Here is a 22,689-nt window from a genome sequence, read left to right as displayed (position 1 = left end):
GGAGATCAGGCCGCAGGGGCAAACTGCGCCCGGAACCACCGGTATTCCTGCTGGGCACGTTGCGGCGCCTGGGCGACCAGCCTGACCTCCTGCCCCGGCAAGCACTGCGCCAGTCGCGCACAGGCCAGCGGCGTCAGCGCGCCCAGGCGCGGGTAGCCGCCGATGGTCTGGCGGTCGTTGAGCAGAGCAATGGGTTGGCCATCCGGCGGCACCTGTACCGCTCCCAGAGCGATCCCTTCGGAAATCATCGTCGTCAGCCGGCAGCGTAGCTGAGGACCCTGTAGACGCACCCCCATGCGATCGGCCCGCGCATCGACATGCCATGACCGATTGAAGGCATCGAACAGGCTGGCTCCGCTGAACGTGGCAATCTGGGCCCCCGGCATCAGCGCCAGCCGGGCAGGCTGACGATAGTCGATGCGTTCCACCCCCGGCACCTGCCTTCCCTTGCAGCGCTCGAATACCGAAGCCTGATGGGAGCGAGCGATGCACAGCCGATCTCCCTCCGCCAACGGCCTTCCCTGGCCATCGTGTCCACCCAGCCCCTCCCGGGTCACGCAGGCCACACTGCCCAACACTGGCTCGGCCCGGAATCCACCGGCCACCGCCAGATACGCGCGTACCCCGCTCTGCGGCGAACCGAAGCACAACCGTTGTCCCGCCGCTACTGCCACCACTTGCCACCTCGGCAAGGGGGTGTCGTCCAGCGTTGCCTCCAGGTCGGCACCGCACAGCGACAGCGTCATGTCATGCTCGGCCACCAGCACCAGTCCCCCGAGTGAGATCTCCAGCGCCGCCGCGCCCCAGGCATTGTCCAACAGATGATTCGCCCAGGCCCAGGCATGCAGGTCCGCTGGCCCGCCCTGGGTCACCCCTAGACGACGCACCCCGAACCGCCCGGCATCCTGCAACAGCGCCAGCGGACCCGCACGCTCGACGACAAGCGCCTCTTGGGCATCGCTGACAGGCGTCATGCTCTCTCCTTCACTGGCGTCGTATCGCCCCCGAGGCGTTCGAATTCCCGACGCTCGATGGCGGCGAATCTCACCCGGTCGCCGACCTGCAACAGGCTGAAGCCTTCGCGCTCACGGTCGAAGAGCGTCACCGGCGTGCGCCCGATCAGGTTCCATCCGCCGGGAGACAACCGCGGATAGGCAGACGTCTGACGGCCGGCCACCGCCACACTGCCCGCCGGTACCTGCTGTCGTGGCGTCTCGAGGCGAGGCACGGCCAGTCGCTCGTCCACACTGCCCATGAAGGCGAAGCCGGGCGCAAAACCCAACGCGAAGACGCGGTACTCATGGGCACTGTGCAGTTCGATCACACCGCGACGATCCAGCCCGCTGGCTCGCTCGAGGCGCGCAAGTTCCGGCCCGACGCTGTCGTCGTACCATACCGGCAGTTCCTTGGCCGCCGCGGTGGAGACTTCGTCTTCCGGCGCCAGATCGGCCAACATCACAAGCAGTCGCTGTCGCGCCTCGAGACCGGACATCACCAGCGGGTCATAGTGAACCAATAGGGTGGTATAGGATGGCACCAGATCGACCAGAGCCGGGCCGAATGCCTCTTCACAGCGGCGTACCAAGGCCGTCAGCCAAGGCATGTTGCCCTCGTCGATATCGTGGAACAAGCGAACCAGCCAGGCATCGATGCCGGCATGTTCCACACGCGGCAGGGGCAAGTCGCGAGTCATGACGACGCCCCGACTTCCCGAAGGGCCTGGCGGATCGCCTTGACGGCGGCGACCGACTCGGGATTGTCGCCGTGGACACAGAGCGTGTCGGCGACGAGGACCAGTTCACTGCCGTCGCTTGCGGTGAGCGGCTGCCCCAGGGCGATACGTCGGGCCTGATCGACGATCACCGCGGGGTCATGATGCACCGCGCCCGGCTCGCGCCGCGACACCAGCCGGCCTTGGCCGTCGTAAGCGCGGTCGGCGAAGGCCTCGAACCACAGCGTCACGCCTTCACGTTGCGCCAGCTCCCGGGCAGGAGCCGGGTCGCGCGTGGCCATGACCATCAGCGGTAGTTCAGGGTCGAAAGCCACTACAGCGCGCATGACCGCGGCCAGCTTGTCCGGGTCGTGAATCATGTCGTTGTACAGAGCGCCATGCGGTTTGACATAGCCGAGACGTGTTCCTTCGCCACGGCAGATCCCTGCCAGGGCACCGATCTGGTAGAGCACCAGATTCTCGATTTCCGTTGGCGAGCAAGCCAGCGAGCGCCGTCCGAACCCCACCAGATCCGGGTAGGCGGGATGAGCCCCCACGGTCACCCCATGCTTCGCCGACAGGCGTACCGTGAGCCGCATGGTATCGGGATCGGAGGCATGAAAACCGCACGCCACATTGGCCAGATCGACATACGGCATCACCTGCTCGTCGAGCCCCATGATCCACGGGCCGAAGCTTTCTCCCATATCTGCATTCAATAGCAGTGCTGCCATGATGGCACCTCTCGGGCTCGCTCTTTATCGTGAATTTATAGATAAATTACCATAAAAATATCTTCAACAAGACAAAACAATATTGACGATTCACAATCAGGCTGCCTAACCTTGATGGAGATTTGGCGTCTATGCTCAGTGAAGATGTGATCTCAGCGTCCCGCAAGTATGGCGCCATGACGTCACCGCGCGACATGCCATGGCCGCTTGGCGGACCAACAACAAAACAGACCAACAAGATGAGGACCCTTCGATGATCACCAGGAACCACCTAATGGGCATGACCAGCATCGCGGCCCTGGGGCTGGGGGCCGCCACCCTGGGTTTCGCCACCACGACCGTAGCCGCCACCGAGTGGGACATGCCCACTCCCTATGGCGATCGTACTTTCCATACCGTCAACATCCGTGAATTCGCCGATGACGTCGCCGAGCGCACCGACGGCGAGCTTTCGATCACCGTGCACTCCAATGGCTCGCTGATCGCCCACCCGGAGATCAAGAATTCGGTACGCCGTGGCATCGTACCCATCGGCGAGCTGATCATGTCACGGCTGGCCAACGAGAACCCCATTTTCGAAGTCGACTCCATCCCGTATCTGGCCACCAATTACGAGGAGGCCTGGAGCCTGTGGGAGGCTTCCCGCGAGGTGATCGCCGAAGAGCTGGCCAAGCAACGCTTGCGCCTACTGTTTACCGTTCCCTGGCCGCCTCAGGGCATTTATACCCAGCAGGCGATCGAAGACGTCGACGACCTGCGCAACCTCAACATGCGCGCCTACAACACGGCCAGCGAACGCCTGGCACAGCTGGCCGGTGCCGTGCCGACCCAGGTCGAAGTGCCGGACATCCCCACCGCCTTCAGCACCGGACGGGTCGATGCCATGGTCACCTCTCCGGCCACCGGGGCCGATACCCAGGCCTGGGACTACCTGAGCCACTTCAACCACGCGCAACTGTGGATTCCCAAGAACATGGTGATCGTCAACGAACAGGCCTTCTCGCGCCTGGACGAAACCACCCGACAGGCCGTTCTGGACGCCGCCGACGACGCCGAACAGCGCGGATGGGAGATGAGCCGGCAGGAAACCGAGCAGGCCCTCGCGACACTGCGCGAAAACGGCATCGAGGTCAGCGAACCGACCCCGGCACTGGCCGAGGACCTGAGGGAGATCGGCCGCACCATGACCGAGGAATGGAGCGAGCGCGCCGGTGAACAAGGCAGGCGGATTCTCGACGCCTATCGACAGGCGCGTCAGTAAGCCTTCGTCCCCCGGCGCCAGCGCCGGGGGATCGCCCCTTGGTCGAATTCTCGTGAGTGCCCCTTATGCATTATCGCCTACGCCCGTTCTATACGCTGGGTGCCTATCTGGCAGCCCTCTGCCTGTGCCTGATCTGTGCCATGATCACCGCCCAGGTCCTCGGCCGCATCGTCGATATATTCATCACCTGGGTCGGCGGCGATCGAATCGGCCTGGCCATTCCCGGCCTGGCGGAGATTTCGGGCTTCCTGCTGGTCGGCGCCAGCTTCCTGGGCCTGGCCTATACCTTCGTCAACGGCGGTCATATTCGCGTCACCCTGTTGATCGGCAATCTACCGGCCAGGGTTCGCGTCTTCGTCGAACTGTGGAGTCTGGGCATTGCCCTGCTGCTATGCGCCTACCTGGCCTGGAATGTCGTGTGGCTGCTGGAGGACAGCATCGCCTTCGGCGAGACCTCCTATGGTCTGCTGAGCATTCCGCTATGGATTCCCCAGAGCGCCATGCTGCTCGGTATCCTGTTGTTCTGTCTGGCACTGCTCGAGAGCTGGATTGTCACCCTGTCCATTGCCGTGAGCCGTCCATCGTCCTATCAGGCCGATGATGGCGGCGACTATTAAGCGAGGCTGATGTTGTCATGCTATCGATGATACTCGTTCTGACGACCGCCCTGCTGGTGTTGCTGGGCAGCGGCGTATGGGTCGCCTTTGCGCTGATGGGCATGGGCTGGCTGGGCATCAGCCAGTTCACCACCGTCCCCACCGGTGATGTCATGGCCTCGGATATCTGGGGTGCCAGCTACAGCTGGGAGCTCACCGCCCTGCCGATGTTCATCTGGATGGGCGAGATCCTGTTCCGCTCGCGCCTGGCCGAGGACATGTTCACCGGGCTCTCGCCCTGGATGACGCGCATTCCCGGTCGCCTGCTGCATACCAATGTGGTCGGCTGCGGCCTGTTCGCCGCCGTCTCGGGTTCCTCGGCAGCCACCTGCGCCACCATGGGCAAGATGTCGATTCCCGAACTGACGCGGCGCGGCTATGACGAACGCCTGGTGTTGGGCACCCTGGCCGGCTCCGCCACGCTGGGGCTGTTGATCCCGCCGTCGATCATCCTGATCGTCTACGCGGTGGCCACCGAGCAGTCGATCGCCCGGCTGTTCATCGCCGGCATACTCCCCGGCCTGCTGCTGATCAGCCTGTTCGCCGCCTATCTGATGCTGTGGTCCTGGCGCTACCCGCACAAGGTGCCGGCCGCCGACGAGCACACCAGCTTCCGGGAAAAGCTGCGCCGCTCCAAGCGCCTGATTCCCATGCTCGGCCTGATCGTGGGGGTGATCGGCTCCATCTATGCCGGCCTCGCCTCGCCCACCGAAGCCGCCGCCGTGGGGGTGGTGCTGTCGCTGCTGCTGGCACGCCTGCAAGGGGCGATGAACGTCGCCATCTTCCGTGACGCCCTGTTGGGAGCGGTCAAGACCTCGACCATGATCGCCTTCATCCTGGCCGGCGCCTCGTTCTTGACCGCCGCCATGGGGTTCACCCAGATTCCCACCAACCTGGCGGCCTGGATCGCCTCCCTCGACCTGTCGCCGTTCATGCTGCTGGCGGCACTCACGGTATTTTTCGTCATCCTGGGCTGTTTCCTCGACGGCATCTCCGTCGTGGTGCTGACCACGTCGATCATGCTGCCGATGGTCGAGGCCGCCGGCATCGACCTGATCTGGTTCGGCATCTTCCTGGTGATCGTGGTCGAGATGTCGCAGATCACCCCACCGGTAGGCTTCAACCTGTTCGTGCTGCAGGGCATGACCGGCAAGAACATCCTGCATATCGCCAAGTCGGCCTTGCCGTTCTTCTGCCTGATGATGCTGGGTGTCGTCCTGATCACCCTCTTTCCACAGATCGCCACCTATCTACCTGACAGCATGGGGAACCGTTGATGAACCAGGAAACCGACTCCCGCTCCTTCGGCCATTCACGCGGCCCGATCGTTTCCTCGGAACACCTGTCGCGCAATGCCCAGGAGCTCTCGGAGTTCGAGTTCGGCATGATCATCTCGAACCATGCCTTCAGTCGCTGGATGGTGCGCTGCATGACCGCCACCGGCTTTCCCGAGCTGGGCGCCCTGGATGTATTGGTGTTGCACAGTGTCAATCACCGCGAACGCGCCAAGCGTCAGGCGGACATCTGCCTGGTGCTCAATGTCGAGGACACCCATACCGTGACCTATGCGCTGAAGAAGCTCGCCAAGCTGGGACTGGTGGTCGGCGAGAAGAGCGGCAAGGAAACCTTTTTCCGCACCACCCAGGAAGGCCGTACCGCCTGCCAGCGCTATGCCGAGATTCGCGAGGCGTGCCTGGTCGACTCACTGGCGTCGCTGGGCATCGGCCGCGAGGACATGCACCAGATCGCCGGTGTACTACGCGCCATGTCCGGCCTCTACGACCAGGCGGCGCGCGCCGCCGCTTCGCTGTGACCCTGCCGCATTTCACCGGCGTCACGAGGCATCCTCGATCCGCGAGTGCCTGGGCGAACCGTCCTCGGCTCTGGGGTTCTTGGGATAATAGCGCTCGGGAAGCCGCTCGATATGGGGGAAGAACTTGGTGTCCTTGTAGGGCATCTTCATGAAGCCCGAGACCCCGAGCCCTTCGATCAGCCCCACCGCGGAGAGGATGTCGTCGAGTCGACGACGGAACTCCTCCTCGCGGTCCGGATCCAGCAGACGATAGTAGCTATGGATCTTCAGGTGGTTCGGCAGGGCCTCGAAGATGATCATGCCGGTATGGTGAATGGCGTTGAGGGCCTCCAGCGAGGCAATGATCTTCTCGGGAAGGACCAGGAATTCCTCGGGATCCGGTCCATCCTCGAAATACGAGTGTACGCGCGAGCGATCCTCGAGCTCCGGTGCGGCACTCACCTCATAGGGCAAGCGCATTTCCGGCGACGGCTCGAAGGGTCGTTCGGGATCGGGGCGGTCGATATGCAGGGTATCGCGAGCATTGAACAAGCAGCTCTTGAAGATCCCCTGGCGGTAGATCGCCCGCGCCAGGTTGACCATGTTGTTGACCGCCGTCACGAAGGCGGTCTTGAGATTGGGATCGTGCAAGTTCAGCGAGGTGTCGATGTAGATGCCGTCGGTTTCCCAGCGTACCGCCAGGCCTCCCACCACCGGGTATTTGCCTAGCCGGCTGACTGAGGCCAGAAAGGCCTTTTCGGTCTCTCCCATGCCTTGCATGAAATTCTTGTAGTAGCGATCGAGCTGTACGTCGTTGACGTCGCTGAGCGTTTCCGGTGCCCCTTCCTCGCGCAGGAACGACTTGCGCGAGCTGTAGACCACGGTATCGATCTCACGGCGCGACGGGCGCACCCAGACCGGCACCAACGGGGTGGCAGGCGGCTCGGGAAGATCGAGCATCACGGTCCGCGCGATGCGTGGCATCTCTCTCAGGAAATAGTCGCCTGCACGCCGACGTGTTCCGGGATCCGGGGCGAGCATGCCATCGAGCATGCGGGCGAATTCCATCGGCAACCCCAGCGACGTGGCCGGAATCGCCCGATGGCCGAAACGGCATGACTGCCCCGAGGCCAGGGCATAGAGCGTTCCGGCGGCCCCCTGCTCGTCGAATCGCGGTGACGACAGGCCACCGTTCAGCTGCTCTTCGCCGATGAAGTAGACATCCCCCAACCGCGCATTGGTCTGTTGCAGATTGTCGGACATCAATTCCATGACGTTGGGAGCGACGAACTGCTGATTCTCGTCGAGCTGGGCAAACACCGACGAGCCCCAATCGATCAGCGCGACGTTCTCGTGCTCGGCATCGAACACCAGATTGGATGGCTTGACGTCGCCATGCACGATGGGTCGGGCCACGCTGGGTCGCGCCATGCCGGGACGAGCCGTGCCCGGCTCTGCGACAGGATCGGATTCGCGGCGCAGGCTTCGCAGGATATCCGCCAGTTGGGCAGCGATACGCACCACCAGCCGTGGCCGCAGTCGTCCCTCACGCAACGACACCTCTTCCAGGTTCATGCCGGGCGCACGTTCCATGACCAGAATCGACTGGTTGCGTACCCGCTGATAGGCGATCAGGCGGGGCACCCGGGGGTGCTCGACCTGCTCGAGCATGAACGCCTCTTCCTCGAGTCGGTCCTGGAGATGCTGCGGCAGGGTGACACGCGTGAACTTGAAGACATACTGGAGATCGGGCGCACCGTCGCGCACCAACAGCCCGGCGAACACGAAGCCATAGGCGCCCTTGCCGATCAGCTCGATATCCCGATAGCCGAGCTGCTCGAGCTGGGTGGTGCATAGCGCCACCCAGTCCTTGAGCTTCTTGGCATCGTCATGGCTGAGCAGATAGATCGACTGCTCTTCGGGAATGTAGAACTGCTGCAGCGGTGCCTGTGACATGGTCGTGTATCAGCCCAGGTGCAGCAACATCGACTGCGGCGCCTCGAGATAGCCTTTCCAGCGATTGCAGAACCGCGCGATGGTGCCGCCATCGATGATGCGATGATCCCCCGCCCAGCTCACGGTCATGATCGCCCGCTCCACGACCTGTCCCTTGTCATCGAAGCGCGGCAGACGCTGGGTCCGCCCCAGTGCGACGATGGCCACTTCGGGGGCATTGATGATCGGCGAGGCGTAGGTACCGCCCAGGGCCCCGATGTTGGAGATACTGATGGTGCCATCCTTGAGATCCTCCTGACTCACCCGCCCTTCGCGGGCGGCTTCGGTCAGGCGCGCCACCTCGGCGGCAATCTCCAGCAGGGTCAGGCGCTCGACCCCCTTGACGTTGGGCACGATCAGGCCGGCTCGGCTATCGACGGCCATGCCGATATTGCAATGCGGCAAGTAGTGAATCTCGGTCACCTCGTCGCTGACCCGGCTGTTGAGGATCGGGTACTCCTTCACCGCCAGTGCCATGGCCTTCATGATGAAGGGCATCAGCGTCAGGCGCGACCCTTGGGTTTCGGCCTCGGGCTTCAACCGCTCGCGCAGGGCCAACAGCTCGGTGACGTCGATTTCATCGCCATAGGTGAAATGCGGAATGGTCGCCGCCGCGGCCGCCATGCGCCTGGCCATCACCGCCTGCATGCCCTTGATCGGTTCGACCCGCACCTCGCGTTCGCGTTCGGGCGCGAGGTGCGTCTCACTCGTCGTTGCCGCCTGGGCGGCACGAGGCTCGGCCGCGGGCGCCCGCTCGAGATGCGCCAGCACATCGGCCTTGAGCACACGACCCTCCTTTCCGGAACCGGTGATATCGGCCAGTTTCAGCCCATGCTCGCGCACCAGGCGCCGCACCGCCGGGCTGGCGGGAATCCGCTGTCGCCGCTGGTTGGTGGCGGCATGCGTGACCGACACTTCTCCGGCTTCGTCAACCGGCGCCTGACGAGACGACACTGCAGAAGCCCGTGGTTTCCCGCCTTCCTCTCGCTCGCGAGGGACGAAGGCGAACAGTGGCGAATGTACCCGGGCATTCTCGCCTTTCTGGTAGTGGCGCTGGGTCACGCGACCGGCCTTGGGCGCCGTGATCTCGACCAGTGCCTTGTCGGTCATCACATCGACCACCGGCTGGTCTTCCTCGATCTCGTCCCCTTCGCTGACACGCCATTCCACCACTTCGCACTCGACGATCCCCTCGCCGATATCCGGCAGGATGAAGTCTTCGCTTTCCTCGCCGGCAGGTGCCCCCGGGGACGCTTCCCGACGTATCGCGGCATCGGGTGGCACGCCGGCCTGTGAATCGGTGGCTGCGGAATCAGGCCGCTCAGCGTCGCGCGTGCCCTCCTTGCCGCCTGCGTCCGCGTCCTCTTCCTCGTCTTCGGCAATCAAGGCAAACAACGGCTCATGGACCTTGGCGACCTCGCCCTCGCGATAATAGAGACGGCTGACACGCCCCTTGTAGGGCGCCGGGATCTCCACCAGCGCCTTGTCCGTCATGACCTCGGCGACCGGCTGGTCCTCCTCGATCATGTCGCCTTCACTGACCAGCCACTTGACCAGTTCGCACTCCACGATACCTTCGCCGATATCGGGCAGCATAAAATCGCTCATGGTTGCTCTCCTGTCCTGATATCGGCCTAGAATTCGACACTCGCCTTGATGGCTTCGAAGATCTTCAAATGATCGGGTAAATACTCTTTCTCCAGTGCCAGCGGGAAAGGCGTATCCAGCCCGGTCACCCGAGCGATCGGCGACTCGAGGTAGAGGAAGCAACGTGCCTGGATCGTGGCGGCGATTTCACCGGCAAAGCCCCCGGTCAAGGGCGCCTCGTGGGTCACCACCAGACGGCCGGTCTTGAGCACCGACTCGGCAACGGTCTCCACGTCCCAAGGCAGGATCGTTCGCAAGTCGATGACCTCGCAGGAGATGCCCTCCTTTTCGGCCATCTCGACGGCACGCTCGATCACCTCCATCTGCGCGCCCCACCCCAGCAGGGTGATGTCATCGCCCTCCTTGGTGATCTCCGCCTCGCCCAACGGCAGCTGATAGTCGCTTTCCGGCACCTCGCCCACCGATGCCCGATACAACCGCTTGGGCTCGAAGAAGAGAACCGGGTTGGGATCGCGAATCGCTCCCAACAACAGCCCCTTGGCTTGATGCGGGTTGCGCGGCACCACGATCTTGAGCCCCGGCGTATGAGCGAAATAGGCTTCCGGTGATTGCGAGTGATAGAGGCCACCGGCAATTCCCCCACCATAGGGAGCGCGAATGGTCAGTCCGCCGACGTTAAAGAGATTGCCGGAGCGATAGCGGTACTTGGCCGATTCATTGACGATCTGGTCGAAGGCCGGAAAGATGTAGTCGGCGAACTGGATCTCGGCCACTGGAGTCGACCCTTGGGAGGCGAGGCCGTTGGCAAACCCGACGATCCCCTGTTCGACCAGCGGCGTATTGAAGCAACGCGACTTGCCGTATTTCTGTTGCAGGTTGCTGGTGGCGCGAAATACTCCGCCGAAGACGCCGACATCCTCACCGAAGCACAGTACCCGCTCATTGGCGGCCATGGCGGTATCCAGGGCATCGTTGATGGCCTGCAGCATGTTCATCTTCGCCATGTCATGCCCCTCCCTTGGCTTGATGGGCACTCTTGGGATACGCCTCCGGGTACTTGCGGATATGCGCCTTGAGCCTCTCGAGCTGTTCGGCGAGCGCCGGGGTCACCTCGTCGTAGACATCGGAGACCAGGCTTTCCAGGGGAGGTGCCGGTCGCTTCTCGGCTCGCTTCATGGTCTCGAGAACCTCGCGCCGCAGACTCTCCTGAAGGTGCTTCTCCTCATCCTCGCTCCACCATTCCCGATCCTGCAGCCAGCGTCGCATGCGCAGGATGGGGTCCTTCTCGCGCCAGGCTTCTTCTTCCTTCTTGCTGCGATAACCGGAAGGATCGTCCGACGACGAATGCGCCGCCAGGCGGTAGGTCATGGCCTCGATCAGTACCGGCCGGTTGTCTTCCACCGCCATGCGCCGGGCCGCCTTGGTGGCCTCATGGACGGCCAGGATATCGTTGCCGTCGACACGAATGACATGCATCTTGTAACCGAAGGCACGAGGGGCAACGCCGTCGGCGGCAAACTGCTCGACCGCCGGGGTCGAGATCGCGTAGCCATTGTTGCGACACAGGAAGATCACCGGCACACGGTGGACAGCCGCCATGTTCAGGGCGGCATGAAAATCACCTTCCGAGGCCGCGCCTTCACCGAAGATGGTGATCGTGCAGTGACCGTCACCGGCCAGCTTCTGGCCATAGGCGTAGCCCGTGGCCTGGGGAATCTGCGTCGCCAGGGGCGAGGAAATGGTCATGTAGTGCAGCTTGCTCGAACCATAATGGATCGGCATCTGGCGGCCCTTGCCGTAATCCTGTTCGTTGCCGAACAACTGGTTCATGAACTCGTCGGTGGTGAAACCGCGGTAGGCCAGGGCGCCCTGTTCGCGATACTGAGCCATGATCATGTCGGCATCGTCGAGCGCGGCAGTGCTGCCGATGACCGCGGCTTCCTCTCCGGTGCATTGCATGTAGAAGCTCAGCCGCCCCTGTCGTTGGGCAGCGAGCATGCGTTCATCGAGTACCCGGGTGAAAACCATTGTGCGGTAGATACGCAGGGCCTTGTCACGATCCAGGTCCGGGGCTACGGCCCCCTCGTACAGGGTGCCGTCCTGCTGCAGGAGCTTGAAGGTAGGAATGCGAAACTCATCACCGTCGGTAAAGGTCGGGGTGTACACGACCTCGGGTGTTGTTGTCGTCATGGTCCTCTTCCTTGGGTAGTGGCTTGAGGAACGAGATACCCCTTGTGAGGGTATCGATATGTCAAATGTAGTCAGTGTGCCGGGGATTCGACATGCGCCCCGTCAACGCCAATCTACCGTTAACGTTAACGTAAAATGAGCAGCGGGGACACGATTGAGACGCCCGGCAGGATACGACGATGGTCGATAGCCCCGCCCCCTCTACAGGCGGCGGACCAAGCGCTCGAAGGCACTGTCGACGCACAAGGCCAATAGCGCAATCAGGATGGCGCCCTGCAGGATATAAGCGGTGTTGCCATTGACGATGCCGGCGATGATCGGATCGCCCAGGGTCTTGGCACCGATCGTCGAGCCGATGGCTGCGGTGGCGATATTGATGGTCACCGAGGTACGGATACCGGCCACGATCACCTTGAAAGCCAATGGAAGCTCCACCTGCCACAGGACCTGCCTATCCGACATGCCCATGCCGCGTGCGGCTTCCAGTACGGCGACATCGATGTCCTGCAGGCCCACCAGGGTATTGCGCACGATAGGCAACAAGCCATACAGCACCAGGGCCACGACCGTCGGTTCGGTACCGAAGCCCAGCAATGGTACCGACAGCGCCAGCACGGCAACGGGGGGAAAGGTCTGCCCCATGGAAGCGAGCTGTGCGACCAGCGGCAGGAAATCCCGCCCCCAAGGGCGGGTCACCATGATCGCCGCTCCCACCCCGGCGACAATGGCGATCAGCGACGCCGCGCCGACGATGGCGACGTGGCTACCCAGCAGCGTGAAGAAGTCGTCGCGCCGGTAGATCACCGCACGGCTGTCCGGCGCGACCTGCTGAAAGAAACCCTCGAGCTCCGGCATGACCTGCACCATCACCAGCAGCGCCACGAGCCAAGCCATGGCAACTCCCCACCGCCACCATGGCGAGGGTCGGGGCCACCAGGCACCGACCACGCGCTTCATTGCGGCGCTCCCAACAGGTCATGCAGCGACAGCGTTCCAATAGGCCGGCCGGTGTGGTCGATGACCGTCAAGCGTTCGCGACGATGCCAGAGCATCAATGACAACGCCAGGCGCAAGCTGTCGTCGACCCTGACCGACGGCGATGCCGCGCTTCCCATGGGGAGGTCCTGGTCCTGTGCCTGCATCAATGCCGAAACCGGCGTCAGGGCGGCCTGTTTGAGCCCGCGGTCGGGACCCCCGAGCAGCGATTCGACGAAGTCATCCGCGGGATCGCGCAACAGCGCCTGCGGCGACCCCTGCTGGACGATTCGCCCGCGCTGCATGACCACGATGCGATCGGCAAGCTTGAGCGCCTCATCCATGTCGTGGGTGACGAAGACGATGGTCTTCCTGAGCCGCGACTGCAGGCGCAGCAGTTCATCTTGCAAGGTTTCGCGAGTGATCGGATCCAGGGCGCCGAAGGGTTCGTCCATCAACAGGATATCCGGATCGGCGGCCAGGGCGCGCGCCACACCGACGCGCTGGGCCTGGCCACCGGAAAGCTGGGCGGGCATTCTATCGGCAAAGAGCGCCGGCTCGAGCCCCAGCAATTCCATCAGCTCCGTGACCCGCGCCTCGACTCGTGCCGGGGCCCATTTCAGCAAACGCGGCACCAGGCCGATATTGCGTGCCACCGTCCAGTGAGGAAACAGGCCGGTACTCTGGATGGCGTAGCCGATGCGCCGCCGCAGCACCTGCGCGTTGAAAGAGCGAATCTGATGGCCATCGATCAAAATCTGACCACCACTATGCTCGATCAGCCGATTGATCATGCGCAGCGTGGTCGACTTGCCGCAGCCGGATGTTCCCACCAGTACGCACAGCTCGCCACTGGCCACCGTCAGCGAGATCCCATCGACGGCGCGCTCCTCGCCGAAAACCTTGCTGACATTCAGCAGCTCAATCATGCGCCCCTCCACGACGGCAATAGTCGGCCAGGGCACTGAAGAAGGCATCGACGACCAGCGCCATGACCAGGATCGGCAGCGCGCCCAGGACCACCAGGTCCATGGCTGCCTGCCCCAGCCCCTGGAAGATGAAGGTGCCGAGGCCCCCGGCACCGATCAGGGCCGCTACGGCGGCCAGGCCGATGGCCTGGATCGCGGTGATGCGAATCCCCTCCAGCAGCACCGGCAAGGCCAGTGGCAGCCGCACCTGGGTGAAAACCTGCCAGGGACTCATGCCCATGCCGCGAGCCGACTCGATCACATCGGCTGGCACACCTTCCAGGGCGACGAAGGTATTGCGCGTCATCGGCAGCAGGCTATACCCCACCAGCGCGATCAACGCCGGTGCCCAGCCGATGCCCTGGACACCAAGCTCGGCGAGCATGGGATAGCGCGCGGCCAGAAAGGCCAGCGGCGCCAACAACAACCCGAACAGTGCCAGGCTGGGAATCGTCTGAATAACGCTCAATACGCCGAAGGTCAGCGTCTGGGCGCGCGTCAAGCGGCGAATCGCCAAGGCCAGACTAAAGCCAATCACCAGGCTCAGGGCCACCGCCGCACCGACCAGCGCCAGATGGTAGAGCACTGCGGCACCGAACTGATCGCGGCGACTCGCATATTCACGTGCCAGTGCCAGCGGGTCGAGCCAGCCCGACGACAGCGCCAAGGCCAGCGACCCCAATACCAGGACTCCGATCAGTGCCAGTACGCGACGTCTCAGGAACAACCGTGTGCGCAGTTCGATCAGCGTCAACAGCAACACGAACAGCATCGTCCAGGCACCCGCTCCGATACCGGTCCGGGCATAGGGTTGATCGGTATCGACAAAGTGCAGCGTGAAAGCGGCCAGGCCCCACGGCAATGCCATCAGCAGCGCCACCGTGATGGCCAGCACCAGGTACAAGCGGGACACGGTAGGTCGCCTGGCCAGCCACAGATTGCCCAGCAGCGGCAATGACAGCAGCAGCGCGCCCTCCCCCCCGACAATCTCCGTCAGGCGGTAGGCGGTTCCGGGCACGATGCGATTGGGCTGGACACTGGCCAACTCCAGGCCCAGCATCGCAGCCAAAGCCAGCGCCATCAGGGTGATGATGACGCTGTTTGCCTGTCGCTTGGCGTCGGACACGGTGCCGACGTGATCAGAGATCGAGGGAGTCGAGATAGTCGGCGGCGACCTGGCGCGGATCGGCGCCGCCCACGGCCACCTCACCGTTGAGCCGTTGCAACGTCTCGAGGTCCAGGGATTCGAAGACCGGGTTCAGCAGCGACTCGATCTGCGGATAGGCGTCGAGTACCGGCTCGCGCACCACGGGCGCAGGCTGATAGACCGGCTGCACGCCCAGGGTGTCTTCGAGCACCACCAGGTCCAGGGCATTGAGCCCTCCATCGGTACCGTAGGTCATGGCGGCGTTGACGCCATCGGTCTGCAAGGCGGCGGCGCGCATCGTCGCCGCGGTGTTGCCACCGGAGAGCACCACCAGTTGATCGGACGACAGCTCGAAGCCGTAGGCTCGCTGAAAGGCCGGCAGTGCCGACTCCGACTCGACGAACTCGGCGCTGGCGGCGAACTTGAACGTCCCATCCTGCTCCAGGTAATCGGCCAGGTCCTCGAGGGAGTGCAGGCCATGCTCCCTGGCCAGGTCGCCGCGTACGCTCATCGCCCAGGTGTTGTTGGCGTCCGCCGGCGTCAGCCAGACCAGCCGGTTGCGTTCGTAGTCCATCTCCTTGACCGTGGCATAGGCCCGTTCGGCATCGTTCCATACCGGGCTGTCGGTCATGTCGAAAAAGAAGGCCCCGTTACCGGTATACTCTGGATAGATGTCGATCTCTCCCGAGGTAATGGCGCCGCGCACGATACTGGTAGCGCCGAGCTGCAGCCGATTCTCGACCTCGATGCCATTGCGCTCGAGCACCTGCAGGATCATCTGCCCCAGTACCGAACCCTCGGTATCGATCTTCGATGACACCACGACCGGGTCCTGCGCCTGAGCGATCCCCACGGACAGCAGTGAGCCCATCGCGGCCGCCATCATCCACCCCATTGTCCTGCTCATCGAGATCACTCCGGTATGAAAAGATGTGCAGTCAGTATAAGGAACGCAGCAACATGTGTCAGATGCCCGGTCAACGCTCGCCCCTCCTCTGGGAACGCTATCGGCACCCCCTGGTGCGCGATCTGGCCTGGCTGATCGCAGCGCCGGACTTACTCGAGACGCCGACTTCCGCCCGCCCCGGCCTGCATGAGCTGGGGCTGGATAACGGGCGTCTCACCCCCTGGCTGGGAGCGCTGGCGCAGGATCCCCGGGCGCTGGACGCCCATGTCGCCGCTCACCGCCAGGGGCGGCTCGGCCATTATCATGAGCGACTGTGGCAATTCATGCTTGCCGAGGCACCGGGCACCCACCTGCTGGCCCATAACCTGCCCATCGTCGAGGACAAGCGCACCCTGGGAGAACTGGACCTGCTCTATCTCGGCAACGATTCCCCCCGCCCGATCCACCTCGAGGTCGCCATCAAGTTCTATCTCGGCTTGCCCGAAGGCCCAGGCCAGGCCAGCAGCCAGGCCCGCTGGGTGGGGCCAGGCTGCGCCGACAGCCTGGCCATCAAACGCCAGCACCTGCACCGGCACCAGTTACCCCTATCGAATGCGCGACAGGCACGTCGCCTTCTGGGCGAGATGCTCGGCAAGGCATGCGATATCGAGCAGCGACTCGCCCTGCCAGGCATTCTTTTCTACCCTTGGGGTCATGCCATGCCGGCCCCACAAGAGGCCACGCGCCAACACTTGCGCGGCGAGTGGTTGCCTTGGCGCCAATGGCCAGCATTTCGCGAGCGCCTGCCCCACACCACACGGGGCAGCATATTGCGCAAGCCACACTGGCTGGCCCCACCGCCGCAGGCTGTCCTGCAGCCACTGCCCGACCTGGAGGCCCAATTGGCGGGGCATTTCAGCCTGCCGCGCTCACCGCTGCTATTGAGCCTGCATGCCCCCGACACCGGCTGGCAGCGCATCTTCCTGGTCGGCGACGACTGGCCGCACCAACTACCGCTACCCCCTGGCAACCCTTGGCGAGACTTCACTCCTCCTGAGACACGGGGCGCTCGAAGACCCAGGAGGTGCCTTCGCGGGAGTCCTTGAGCACGATTCCCAGGGACGCCAGTTCGTCGCGAATGCGGTCCGCGGTAACGAAATCCTTGGCCTTCTTGGCCGCGGCTCGCTCCTCGATGCGCGCTTCGATCTCGGCCTCACTGATCGGCAACGCCTCGGCACCGGCCTTGAGAAAGGTCGAGGGTTCCTGAGTAAACAGCCCCAGCACCCCCCCGAGCCGCTGCAATTCGAAGGCCAGCGCCGGTGCCCGCTCAGGGGCTTCCTTCTTGGCCCGATTGAGTTCACGCACCAGATCGAACAGCACCGCCAAGGCTTCGGGGGTATTGAAGTCATCGTCCATGGCCGCGGTGAAGCGCTCATCGAAACGCGTCTCCACGTCGCCTTCGGCAGGCGTCACCCCTTCCAGGGCGGTATAGAAACGCTCCAGCGACTTGCGCGCCTCGTCGAGCGAGTCCGGCGCGTAGTTGATCGGGCTTCGGTAGTGGCTGGCCACCAGCAAGTAGCGCACCACTTCGGGATCGTGGACCTCGAGCACATCGCGAATGGTGAAGAAGTTGCCCAGCGACTTGGACATCTTCTCTTCATTGACGCGCACCGCTCCGGCGTGCATCCAGGTATTGACGTAGGGCTTGCCGGTGGCCGCCTCGCTCTGTGCGATCTCGTTCTCGTGATGCGGGAACGTCAGGTCCGGCCCGCCACCATGGATGTCGAAGGTCTCGCCCAGGCGGCAGGTCGACATCGCCGAGCACTCGATATGCCAGCCCGGGCGCCCCTCGCCCCAGGGCGACGACCAACCGGCCTCACCCGGCTTGGACGCCTTCCACAGCACGAAGTCCAACGGGTCTTCCTTGTGCTCGTCGACCTCGACGCGGGCACCGGCACGCATATCGTCGAGGTCGCGGTTGTTGAGCTTGCCGTAGTCGGCAAACCTGCGCACCCGGTAATAGACGTCGCCATTGTCCGCCGCATAGGCGTAGCCCTTGTCGATCAAGGTCTCGATCATGGCGACGATTTCGTCGATATGATCGGTCGCCCGAGGCTCATGATCGGGACGCAGCACGTTCAAGCGCGCCTCGTCCTCGTGCATGGCCCCGATCATGCGTTCGGTCAGGCTGGAGATGGATTCCCCGTTCTCCTCGGCACGCCTCAATATCTTGTCGTCGATATCGGTAATGTTGCGCACATAGGTCACCTCATAGCCACGCGCCCGCAGATAGCGGGTGATGACATCGAAGGCCACCATGACGCGAGCATGGCCGAGATGGCAGTAGTCATAGACTGTCATGCCGCACACGTACATGCGGATCTTGCCCGCTTCAAGGGGCACGAACTCTGCCTTGCGCCGTGTAAGAGTGTTGTAGATCTGCATGTCAGTCCTTCTTCTGAATCTTCGCCCAGCTGTCCTTGAGTCCCACGGTCCGGTTGAATACCAGTCGTCCATCACGACAGGCATGGCGGTCGGTGCAGAAATAGCCCACCCGCTCGAACTGAAGGCGCGTCTCGGGCGACACCCCGGCCAGGCCGGGCTCACCGATCCCCTCGAGGGTCACCAGCGATTCGGGATTGAGATGCGCCAGGAAGTCGGTGTCCTTGTCCTTGTCGGGGGATTCGACCTGGAACAGGTTGTCGTACAGCCGCACTTCCACCGGCACGCCATGGGCGGCACTGACCCAATGAATCACGCCCTTGACCTTGCGGCCTTCCGGGTTCTTGCCGAGGGTGTCGAAGTCAACCGAGCAGTGCAGTGCCTCGATCTCGCCGGCAGCGTTCTTGATCACCTCGTCGCAGCGGATCACATAGGCATTGCGCAACCGCACTTCCTTGCCCGGTGCCAGACGGAAAAACTTCTTCGGCGGCTCTTCCATGAAGTCATCGGCATCGATCCAGATCTCGCGTGTGAGCGGCAGCTTGCGCATCCCCATGTCGTCGCGAGCCGGGTGGCCAGGCACCTCGAAGACCTCCTCATGGTCCGCGGGCACATTGGTCAGGACCACTTTCAAGGGTTTCAGCACGCACATGGCACGCGGCGCGTTGTCTTCGAGATCGGCACGGATCGCATGATAGAGCATGGCGATATCCACTAGCCCACCGTCGGCACGGGTCACGCCGATCATTTCGCAGAACTTGCGGATCGAGGCCGGCGTATAGCCGCGTCGACGCATGCCGGAAATGGTCGGCATCCGCGGATCATCCCAACCATCGACGATACCCTCGTCCACCAGCAGCTTGAGCTTGCGCTTGGAGGTCAGGGTGTAGTTCAGGTTGAGCCGCGCGAACTCGATCTGGCGCGGTTTGCACGGCACCGGCAGATTGTCGAGAAACCACTCGTAGAGGGGGCGGTGGTCCTCGAACTCGAGCGTGCAGATCGAGTGCGTCACGCCCTCGATGGCATCCGACTGGCCATGGGTGAAGTCATAGGAGGGGTAGATCTTCCATTTGTCGCCAGTCTGATGGTGGCTGGCATGGCGAATGCGGTAGAGGATCGGATCGCGCAGATTGATATTGGGTGAAGCCATGTCGATCTTGGCGCGCAGGACTTTCTCGCCCTCGGCGAACTCTCCGATCCGCATCCGCTCCAGCAGATCGAGGTTCTCGTCCACCGAACGTTCGCGATAGGGGCTGGGCCGGCCCGGCTCGGTCAGGGTACCGCGATATTCGCGGATCTCGTCGGGGGAAAGGTCGTCGACATAGGCCTTGCCCTCGCGCACCAGGTGCTGCGCCCAGGCATACAGCTGACCAAAGTAATCGGAGGCGAAGCGCACCTCGCCCGCCCACTGGAAGCCCAGCCAGGCCACGTCCTCCTTGATCGCATCGATGTAGGCCTGCTCCTCCTTGGCCGGATTGGTGTCGTCGAAACGCAGATGACAGCCACCGCCGAATTGCTCGGCGAGCCCGAAATTCAGACAGATCGACTTGGCATGGCCGATATGCAGGAAGCCATTGGGCTCCGGCGGGAACCGCGTGACGATGGTCTCGACCTTGCCCGCATCGACTTCTTCACGAATCTGGTTGCGAATGAAGTTCGGGGCGCTGGTGCTGTCATTGCTCATGGGGCGTCTGGGAACCTCTGGTTGCTCGCGATGGTCGGCGACGGCGAAGCAGGCAGCGAGCCATTGTTCGTGTCGACTTCGCGCGCCGATGCAAAACGGCTATTATAGCGTGACGCAGTCGCGCTACGCCAAGGCGCGCCACCCAATACCGTTCGGGATTCTGACATGATTGTTCTGCAGACCAATTTCGGCGACATCACCATCGCGCTCGATTTCGACAAGGCGCCGAAAAGCGCCGCCAATTTCCAACAGTATGTGACCGATGGCCACTACGATGGCACCCTCTTTCACCGGGTGATCAATGGCTTCATGATCCAGGGCGGGGGCTTCGATACCGATTTCGAACAGAAACCGACCCGCGATCCGATCGACAACGAGGCCGACAACGGCTTGCAGAACCGTGCCGGCACGCTGGCCATGGCCCGCACCCAGGATCCGCATTCGGCCACGGCCCAGTTCTTCATCAATGTCGCCGACAACGATTTCCTCAACCACAGCGCCAAGACCGTGCAGGGCTGGGGCTACTGCGTGTTCGGTGAAGTGGTCGAAGGCATGGATGTGGTCGACAGGATCAAGGAAGTCCCCACCACCCGTCGCGGCATGCATGCCGACGTGCCTGCCGACGACGTGGTGATTCAGCGCGCCTATCTCAAGGACGACGCAGGCGACGCCTGAGGATCTTCGCGACGCGTCCACACGCCCGCCGCCTCCGCTGCGGGCGTGTTTCGTTCACCCAGCCATTGGCCCTGACCCATGACCACTCTGCTGATTTCCGACTTGCACCTGCATGCCGACGCTCCCGAGATCACCGAGGGCTTTCTCGCCTATCTCGACGAGCATGCCCGGCATGCGGATGCGCTGTACATTCTCGGCGACTTCTTCGATGCCTGGATCGGCGACGACATTCTCGACCACCCCGGCATGGCGCCCCTGGCACAACGCGTCATCGTAGCATTGCGAGAGATCAGCGCTGGCGGCACCCGCCTCTATCTGATGCATGGCAATCGCGACTTCCTGCTGGGGGAGCGCTTCGCCACCGCTGCCGGACTGACCTTGCTTGCCGAACCCACCGTGGTGGAACTCGCCGGCGAGCGCGTCTTGCTGATGCATGGCGACAGCTTGTGTACCCGCGATACGGCCTACCAGGCGTTCCGCGAACAGGCGCGCAGTCCTCAATGGCAGGCACAGGTACTCGCCATGCCGCTGGACCAGCGACTCGAACTGGCCAAGCGCCTGCGCCTGCAATCTGGCGAGGCCACCTCCAACAAGGCCGATGACATCATGGACGTCACCCCGGACGAGGTCGTGAAGACCATGACCGAGCATGGTGTCCAGCGACTGATTCACGGCCATACCCACCGCCCCGCCGAGCACAGGCTGGAAGTGAATGGCCATCCCGCCACACGCCTGGTACTCGGCGACTGGCGTCCGAACCAGGGCTGGGAGGTCCGCATCGAGGATGACCAGCGTCCCCGGCTACGAGACTTCCCGCTGCACGATTGAGCGGGGCGAGCCGGCCACCTACCGGGCCCCCATCGCCTCGGCATCGAGCAGGCAGGCTGCCAAGCGACTTTCGAGCGGCTCGCGCTCGGGCAACCCCGCTTGCAGACCGATGAGTTCCAGACGCGAATCGCGACGCCAGGCGGTGGATGTCAAGGTGGTGCAGCCCCCGGCGCGGTTATAGAGCTTCCAGCCATCATCGGTATGCATCACGCCCTTGACCCGCAGCGTTGCCGGCATACGATCGAGAAACATCGTCAACGCATCCAGCGAAAAGCGATCGTCGGGATGCCAGCGCCACCCCAGGCTTGCATGACCCAGGGCCTCGCCCGACTCACATACCGGCTGGCCCGGTGACGGCTCGCGGTAGCGGAATTCCTCCAGGGCAATCGCCGGTGCCGCATCCCTCAAGGCGTGATGCGCTTCGGCACCGTGTCGATCGGATGTCTCGACCTCCCGCAGATGTTGGTGACCGGCGAGCAGCAGAGACATTGGCATCCGACCGTGCTCAGCCTCCAGCACCCACCGCTTGGGTGGCCACATGGCCTCGAGATAGCGCCAGCCCGCCTGGCGCTGAGCGCTGCTCGCCAGATCCGTCATCGTCAAGGCCACACCATCGGCCATCAACAGTTGATCCTGGAACGTGTCGTGTTCACGCGAGCGTGGATCTTCGAGACGCCTGGGATCCAGCAAGGCGATGACCTCATGCACCTGCAGGGCACCCGCAAAGGCCTCGCCGCGTAGCAGATCGAGAAGTCCTGCCGGGTGCCCCAACCCCGAGGGCTCGATGATCAGACGATCGGGCCGGTAGCGATGCAACAGATTGACCAGCGATGCCTGCAGCACGAATGACAGTTGGCAGCACATGCAGCCACCCGGCAATGCCTTGACGATGACATCGTCATCCGCCTCGACCATCGCCTGATCGATGCCCACCCGGCCGAACTCGTTGATGACGATGGCCCAACGCTCTTCGTGCGGTTTGTGAGCCACCAGATGGCGAATCAGGGTGCTCTTGCCGCTGCCCAGGAAGCCGGTGATCACGTGCACGGGGATCGGCCCCGAGCGCGATTGGATCGTCATGATGACCTCACTCATCGACGAAGAATGGTTATACTATAACACTAATGATTGAAAAAA

Annotated in this window: 21 protein-coding genes; 7 read left to right on the top strand and 14 right to left on the bottom strand. The window is 63.3% G+C overall.

The window, feature by feature from the left end; genetic code table 11:
* Positions 1 to 5: 5 nt before the first annotated feature.
* From ACFOEV_RS16630 to ACFOEV_RS16620, 3 genes are read right to left on the bottom strand one after another with little or no spacing between them, the layout of a single operon-like run.
* A complete protein-coding gene (locus ACFOEV_RS16630) occupies positions 6 to 974 on the bottom strand; it encodes a 5-oxoprolinase subunit C family protein (RefSeq protein WP_386775952.1) in 969 nt (322 codons plus the stop codon).
* On the bottom strand, positions 971 to 1,693 hold the full coding sequence (gene pxpB / locus ACFOEV_RS16625; RefSeq protein ID WP_386775950.1) for a 5-oxoprolinase subunit PxpB: 723 nt from the start codon (positions 1,691 to 1,693) through the stop codon (positions 971 to 973). Before pxpB ends, ACFOEV_RS16630 begins: the two co-directional genes overlap by 4 nt.
* Positions 1,690 to 2,445: a 5-oxoprolinase subunit PxpA gene (locus tag ACFOEV_RS16620; protein WP_386775948.1), complete on the bottom strand. Its 756-nt coding sequence runs from the start codon at positions 2,443 to 2,445 to the stop codon at positions 1,690 to 1,692. The genes pxpB and ACFOEV_RS16620 overlap by 4 nt, the downstream gene beginning before the upstream one ends.
* Positions 2,446 to 2,698: 253 nt before the next feature.
* On the opposite strand from ACFOEV_RS16620, the gene ACFOEV_RS16615 reads away from it, so the two are divergent.
* The 4 genes from ACFOEV_RS16615 to ACFOEV_RS16600 all read left to right on the top strand — a co-directional run bounded on the left by ACFOEV_RS16615 (position 2,699) and on the right by ACFOEV_RS16600 (position 6,175).
* On the top strand, positions 2,699 to 3,706 hold the full coding sequence (locus ACFOEV_RS16615; RefSeq protein WP_386775946.1) for a TRAP transporter substrate-binding protein: 1,008 nt from the start codon (positions 2,699 to 2,701) through the stop codon (positions 3,704 to 3,706).
* Between the two features lie 65 nt (positions 3,707 to 3,771).
* On the top strand, positions 3,772 to 4,323 hold the full coding sequence (locus tag ACFOEV_RS16610) for a TRAP transporter small permease (protein ID WP_386775944.1): 552 nt from the start codon (positions 3,772 to 3,774) through the stop codon (positions 4,321 to 4,323).
* A gap of 17 nt (positions 4,324 to 4,340) precedes the next feature.
* A complete protein-coding gene (locus ACFOEV_RS16605) occupies positions 4,341 to 5,639 on the top strand; it encodes a TRAP transporter large permease (protein ID WP_386775942.1) in 1,299 nt (432 codons plus the stop codon).
* Positions 5,639 to 6,175 carry a winged helix DNA-binding protein gene (locus ACFOEV_RS16600; RefSeq protein ID WP_386775940.1) on the top strand — a complete coding sequence of 179 codons (537 nt, stop codon included), beginning with the start codon at positions 5,639 to 5,641 and terminating at the stop codon, positions 6,173 to 6,175. The genes ACFOEV_RS16605 and ACFOEV_RS16600 overlap by 1 nt, the downstream gene beginning before the upstream one ends.
* A 21-nt stretch (positions 6,176 to 6,196) precedes the next feature.
* Here the strand turns inward: ACFOEV_RS16600 and ACFOEV_RS16595 are convergent, their stop codons facing one another.
* From ACFOEV_RS16595 to osmF, 8 genes are all read right to left on the bottom strand, one after another.
* Positions 6,197 to 8,110, bottom strand: a complete 1,914-nt coding sequence (locus tag ACFOEV_RS16595; protein WP_386775938.1) for a protein kinase domain-containing protein — start codon at positions 8,108 to 8,110, stop codon at positions 6,197 to 6,199.
* Positions 8,111 to 8,119: 9 nt separating this feature from the next.
* Positions 8,120 to 9,757, bottom strand: a complete 1,638-nt coding sequence (locus ACFOEV_RS16590) for a dihydrolipoyllysine-residue acetyltransferase (protein WP_386775936.1) — start codon at positions 9,755 to 9,757, stop codon at positions 8,120 to 8,122.
* A 26-nt stretch (positions 9,758 to 9,783) separates the two neighbouring features.
* Entirely contained in the window at positions 9,784 to 10,761 is a 978-nt protein-coding gene (locus tag ACFOEV_RS16585) for an alpha-ketoacid dehydrogenase subunit beta (RefSeq protein WP_386775934.1), read from the bottom strand.
* Position 10,762: 1 nt separating this feature from the next.
* Positions 10,763 to 11,947: a thiamine pyrophosphate-dependent dehydrogenase E1 component subunit alpha gene (locus ACFOEV_RS16580; RefSeq protein ID WP_386775932.1), complete on the bottom strand. Its 1,185-nt coding sequence runs from the start codon at positions 11,945 to 11,947 to the stop codon at positions 10,763 to 10,765.
* 201 nt (positions 11,948 to 12,148) lie between these two features.
* Positions 12,149 to 12,841: an ABC transporter permease gene (locus ACFOEV_RS16575; protein WP_386775930.1), complete on the bottom strand. Its 693-nt coding sequence runs from the start codon at positions 12,839 to 12,841 to the stop codon at positions 12,149 to 12,151.
* A 59-nt stretch (positions 12,842 to 12,900) separates the two neighbouring features.
* Positions 12,901 to 13,851, bottom strand: coding sequence for an ABC transporter ATP-binding protein (locus ACFOEV_RS16570; RefSeq protein ID WP_386775928.1), 951 nt, complete (start codon positions 13,849 to 13,851; stop codon positions 12,901 to 12,903).
* On the bottom strand, positions 13,844 to 15,016 hold the full coding sequence (locus ACFOEV_RS16565; protein WP_386775926.1) for an ABC transporter permease: 1,173 nt from the start codon (positions 15,014 to 15,016) through the stop codon (positions 13,844 to 13,846). The genes ACFOEV_RS16570 and ACFOEV_RS16565 overlap by 8 nt, the downstream gene beginning before the upstream one ends.
* A gap of 13 nt (positions 15,017 to 15,029) precedes the next feature.
* Positions 15,030 to 15,932, bottom strand: a complete 903-nt coding sequence (gene osmF, locus ACFOEV_RS16560) for a glycine betaine ABC transporter substrate-binding protein OsmF (protein ID WP_386776325.1) — start codon at positions 15,930 to 15,932, stop codon at positions 15,030 to 15,032.
* A gap of 65 nt (positions 15,933 to 15,997) precedes the next feature.
* On the opposite strand from osmF, the gene ACFOEV_RS16555 reads away from it, so the two are divergent.
* Positions 15,998 to 17,029: a DUF1853 family protein gene (locus ACFOEV_RS16555; RefSeq protein WP_386775924.1), complete on the top strand. Its 1,032-nt coding sequence runs from the start codon at positions 15,998 to 16,000 to the stop codon at positions 17,027 to 17,029.
* Here ACFOEV_RS16555 and cysS read toward each other — a convergent pair.
* Entirely contained in the window at positions 16,968 to 18,368 is a 1,401-nt protein-coding gene (gene cysS, locus ACFOEV_RS16550; protein ID WP_386775922.1) for a cysteine--tRNA ligase, read from the bottom strand. The two genes, ACFOEV_RS16555 and cysS, sit on opposite strands and share 62 nt — an antisense overlap.
* Position 18,369: 1 nt before the next feature.
* Positions 18,370 to 20,049 (bottom strand): glutamine--tRNA ligase/YqeY domain fusion protein, encoded by a 1,680-nt coding sequence (locus ACFOEV_RS16545; protein WP_386775920.1) that lies wholly within the window; start codon positions 20,047 to 20,049, stop codon positions 18,370 to 18,372.
* A 165-nt stretch (positions 20,050 to 20,214) separates the two neighbouring features.
* Between ACFOEV_RS16545 and ACFOEV_RS16540 the strand changes: the two genes are divergently transcribed.
* Together ACFOEV_RS16540 and ACFOEV_RS16535 are read left to right on the top strand one after the other, a co-directional pair.
* Complete coding sequence (locus ACFOEV_RS16540) at positions 20,215 to 20,724, top strand: peptidylprolyl isomerase (RefSeq protein ID WP_386775918.1); 510 nt, start codon at positions 20,215 to 20,217, stop codon at positions 20,722 to 20,724.
* A gap of 78 nt (positions 20,725 to 20,802) precedes the next feature.
* On the top strand, positions 20,803 to 21,552 hold the full coding sequence (locus tag ACFOEV_RS16535) for a UDP-2,3-diacylglucosamine diphosphatase (protein ID WP_386775916.1): 750 nt from the start codon (positions 20,803 to 20,805) through the stop codon (positions 21,550 to 21,552).
* An 18-nt stretch (positions 21,553 to 21,570) separates the two neighbouring features.
* Here ACFOEV_RS16535 and ACFOEV_RS16530 read toward each other — a convergent pair whose 3' ends face one another.
* Positions 21,571 to 22,632 (bottom strand): CobW family GTP-binding protein, encoded by a 1,062-nt coding sequence (locus ACFOEV_RS16530; RefSeq protein WP_386775914.1) that lies wholly within the window; start codon positions 22,630 to 22,632, stop codon positions 21,571 to 21,573.
* Positions 22,633 to 22,689: the final 57 nt, after the last annotated feature.

The organism is Litchfieldella rifensis (assembly GCF_042646605.1).
Taxonomy (GTDB): Bacteria; Pseudomonadota; Gammaproteobacteria; order Pseudomonadales; family Halomonadaceae; genus Litchfieldella; species Litchfieldella rifensis.
The sequence above is the reverse complement of the archived record's forward strand: the minus strand, read 5'-3'. Positions and strand labels throughout refer to the sequence as shown.

Bases quoted from the DNA above. Each gene is read 5' to 3' on its own strand.
- ACFOEV_RS16545 (WP_386775920.1), bottom strand. From the start codon at position 20,049: ATGAGCAATGACAGCACCAGCGCCCCGAACTTCATTCGCAACCAGATT.
- ACFOEV_RS16605 (WP_386775942.1), top strand. From the start codon at position 4,341: ATGCTATCGATGATACTCGTTCTGACGACCGCCCTGCTGGTGTTGCTG.
- ACFOEV_RS16580 (WP_386775932.1), bottom strand. From the start codon at position 11,947: ATGACGACAACAACACCCGAGGTCGTGTACACCCCGACCTTTACCGAC.
- ACFOEV_RS16535 (WP_386775916.1), top strand. From the start codon at position 20,803: ATGACCACTCTGCTGATTTCCGACTTGCACCTGCATGCCGACGCTCCC.
- ACFOEV_RS16590 (WP_386775936.1), bottom strand. From the start codon at position 9,757: ATGAGCGATTTTATGCTGCCCGATATCGGCGAAGGTATCGTGGAGTGC.
- ACFOEV_RS16595 (WP_386775938.1), bottom strand. From the start codon at position 8,110: ATGTCACAGGCACCGCTGCAGCAGTTCTACATTCCCGAAGAGCAGTCG.
- ACFOEV_RS16600 (WP_386775940.1), top strand. From the start codon at position 5,639: ATGAACCAGGAAACCGACTCCCGCTCCTTCGGCCATTCACGCGGCCCG.
- ACFOEV_RS16555 (WP_386775924.1), top strand. From the start codon at position 15,998: ATGTGTCAGATGCCCGGTCAACGCTCGCCCCTCCTCTGGGAACGCTAT.
- ACFOEV_RS16575 (WP_386775930.1), bottom strand. From the start codon at position 12,841: ATGGCTTGGCTCGTGGCGCTGCTGGTGATGGTGCAGGTCATGCCGGAG.
- ACFOEV_RS16540 (WP_386775918.1), top strand. From the start codon at position 20,215: ATGATTGTTCTGCAGACCAATTTCGGCGACATCACCATCGCGCTCGAT.
- ACFOEV_RS16630 (WP_386775952.1), bottom strand. From the start codon at position 974: ATGACGCCTGTCAGCGATGCCCAAGAGGCGCTTGTCGTCGAGCGTGCG.
- ACFOEV_RS16585 (WP_386775934.1), bottom strand. From the start codon at position 10,761: ATGGCGAAGATGAACATGCTGCAGGCCATCAACGATGCCCTGGATACC.
- ACFOEV_RS16615 (WP_386775946.1), top strand. From the start codon at position 2,699: ATGATCACCAGGAACCACCTAATGGGCATGACCAGCATCGCGGCCCTG.
- osmF (WP_386776325.1), bottom strand. From the start codon at position 15,932: ATGGGGTGGATGATGGCGGCCGCGATGGGCTCACTGCTGTCCGTGGGG.
- ACFOEV_RS16620 (WP_386775948.1), bottom strand. From the start codon at position 2,445: ATGGCAGCACTGCTATTGAATGCAGATATGGGAGAAAGCTTCGGCCCG.
- ACFOEV_RS16610 (WP_386775944.1), top strand. From the start codon at position 3,772: ATGCATTATCGCCTACGCCCGTTCTATACGCTGGGTGCCTATCTGGCA.
- ACFOEV_RS16570 (WP_386775928.1), bottom strand. From the start codon at position 13,851: ATGATTGAGCTGCTGAATGTCAGCAAGGTTTTCGGCGAGGAGCGCGCC.
- cysS (WP_386775922.1), bottom strand. From the start codon at position 18,368: ATGCAGATCTACAACACTCTTACACGGCGCAAGGCAGAGTTCGTGCCC.
- ACFOEV_RS16530 (WP_386775914.1), bottom strand. From the start codon at position 22,632: ATGACGATCCAATCGCGCTCGGGGCCGATCCCCGTGCACGTGATCACC.
- pxpB (WP_386775950.1), bottom strand. From the start codon at position 1,693: ATGACTCGCGACTTGCCCCTGCCGCGTGTGGAACATGCCGGCATCGAT.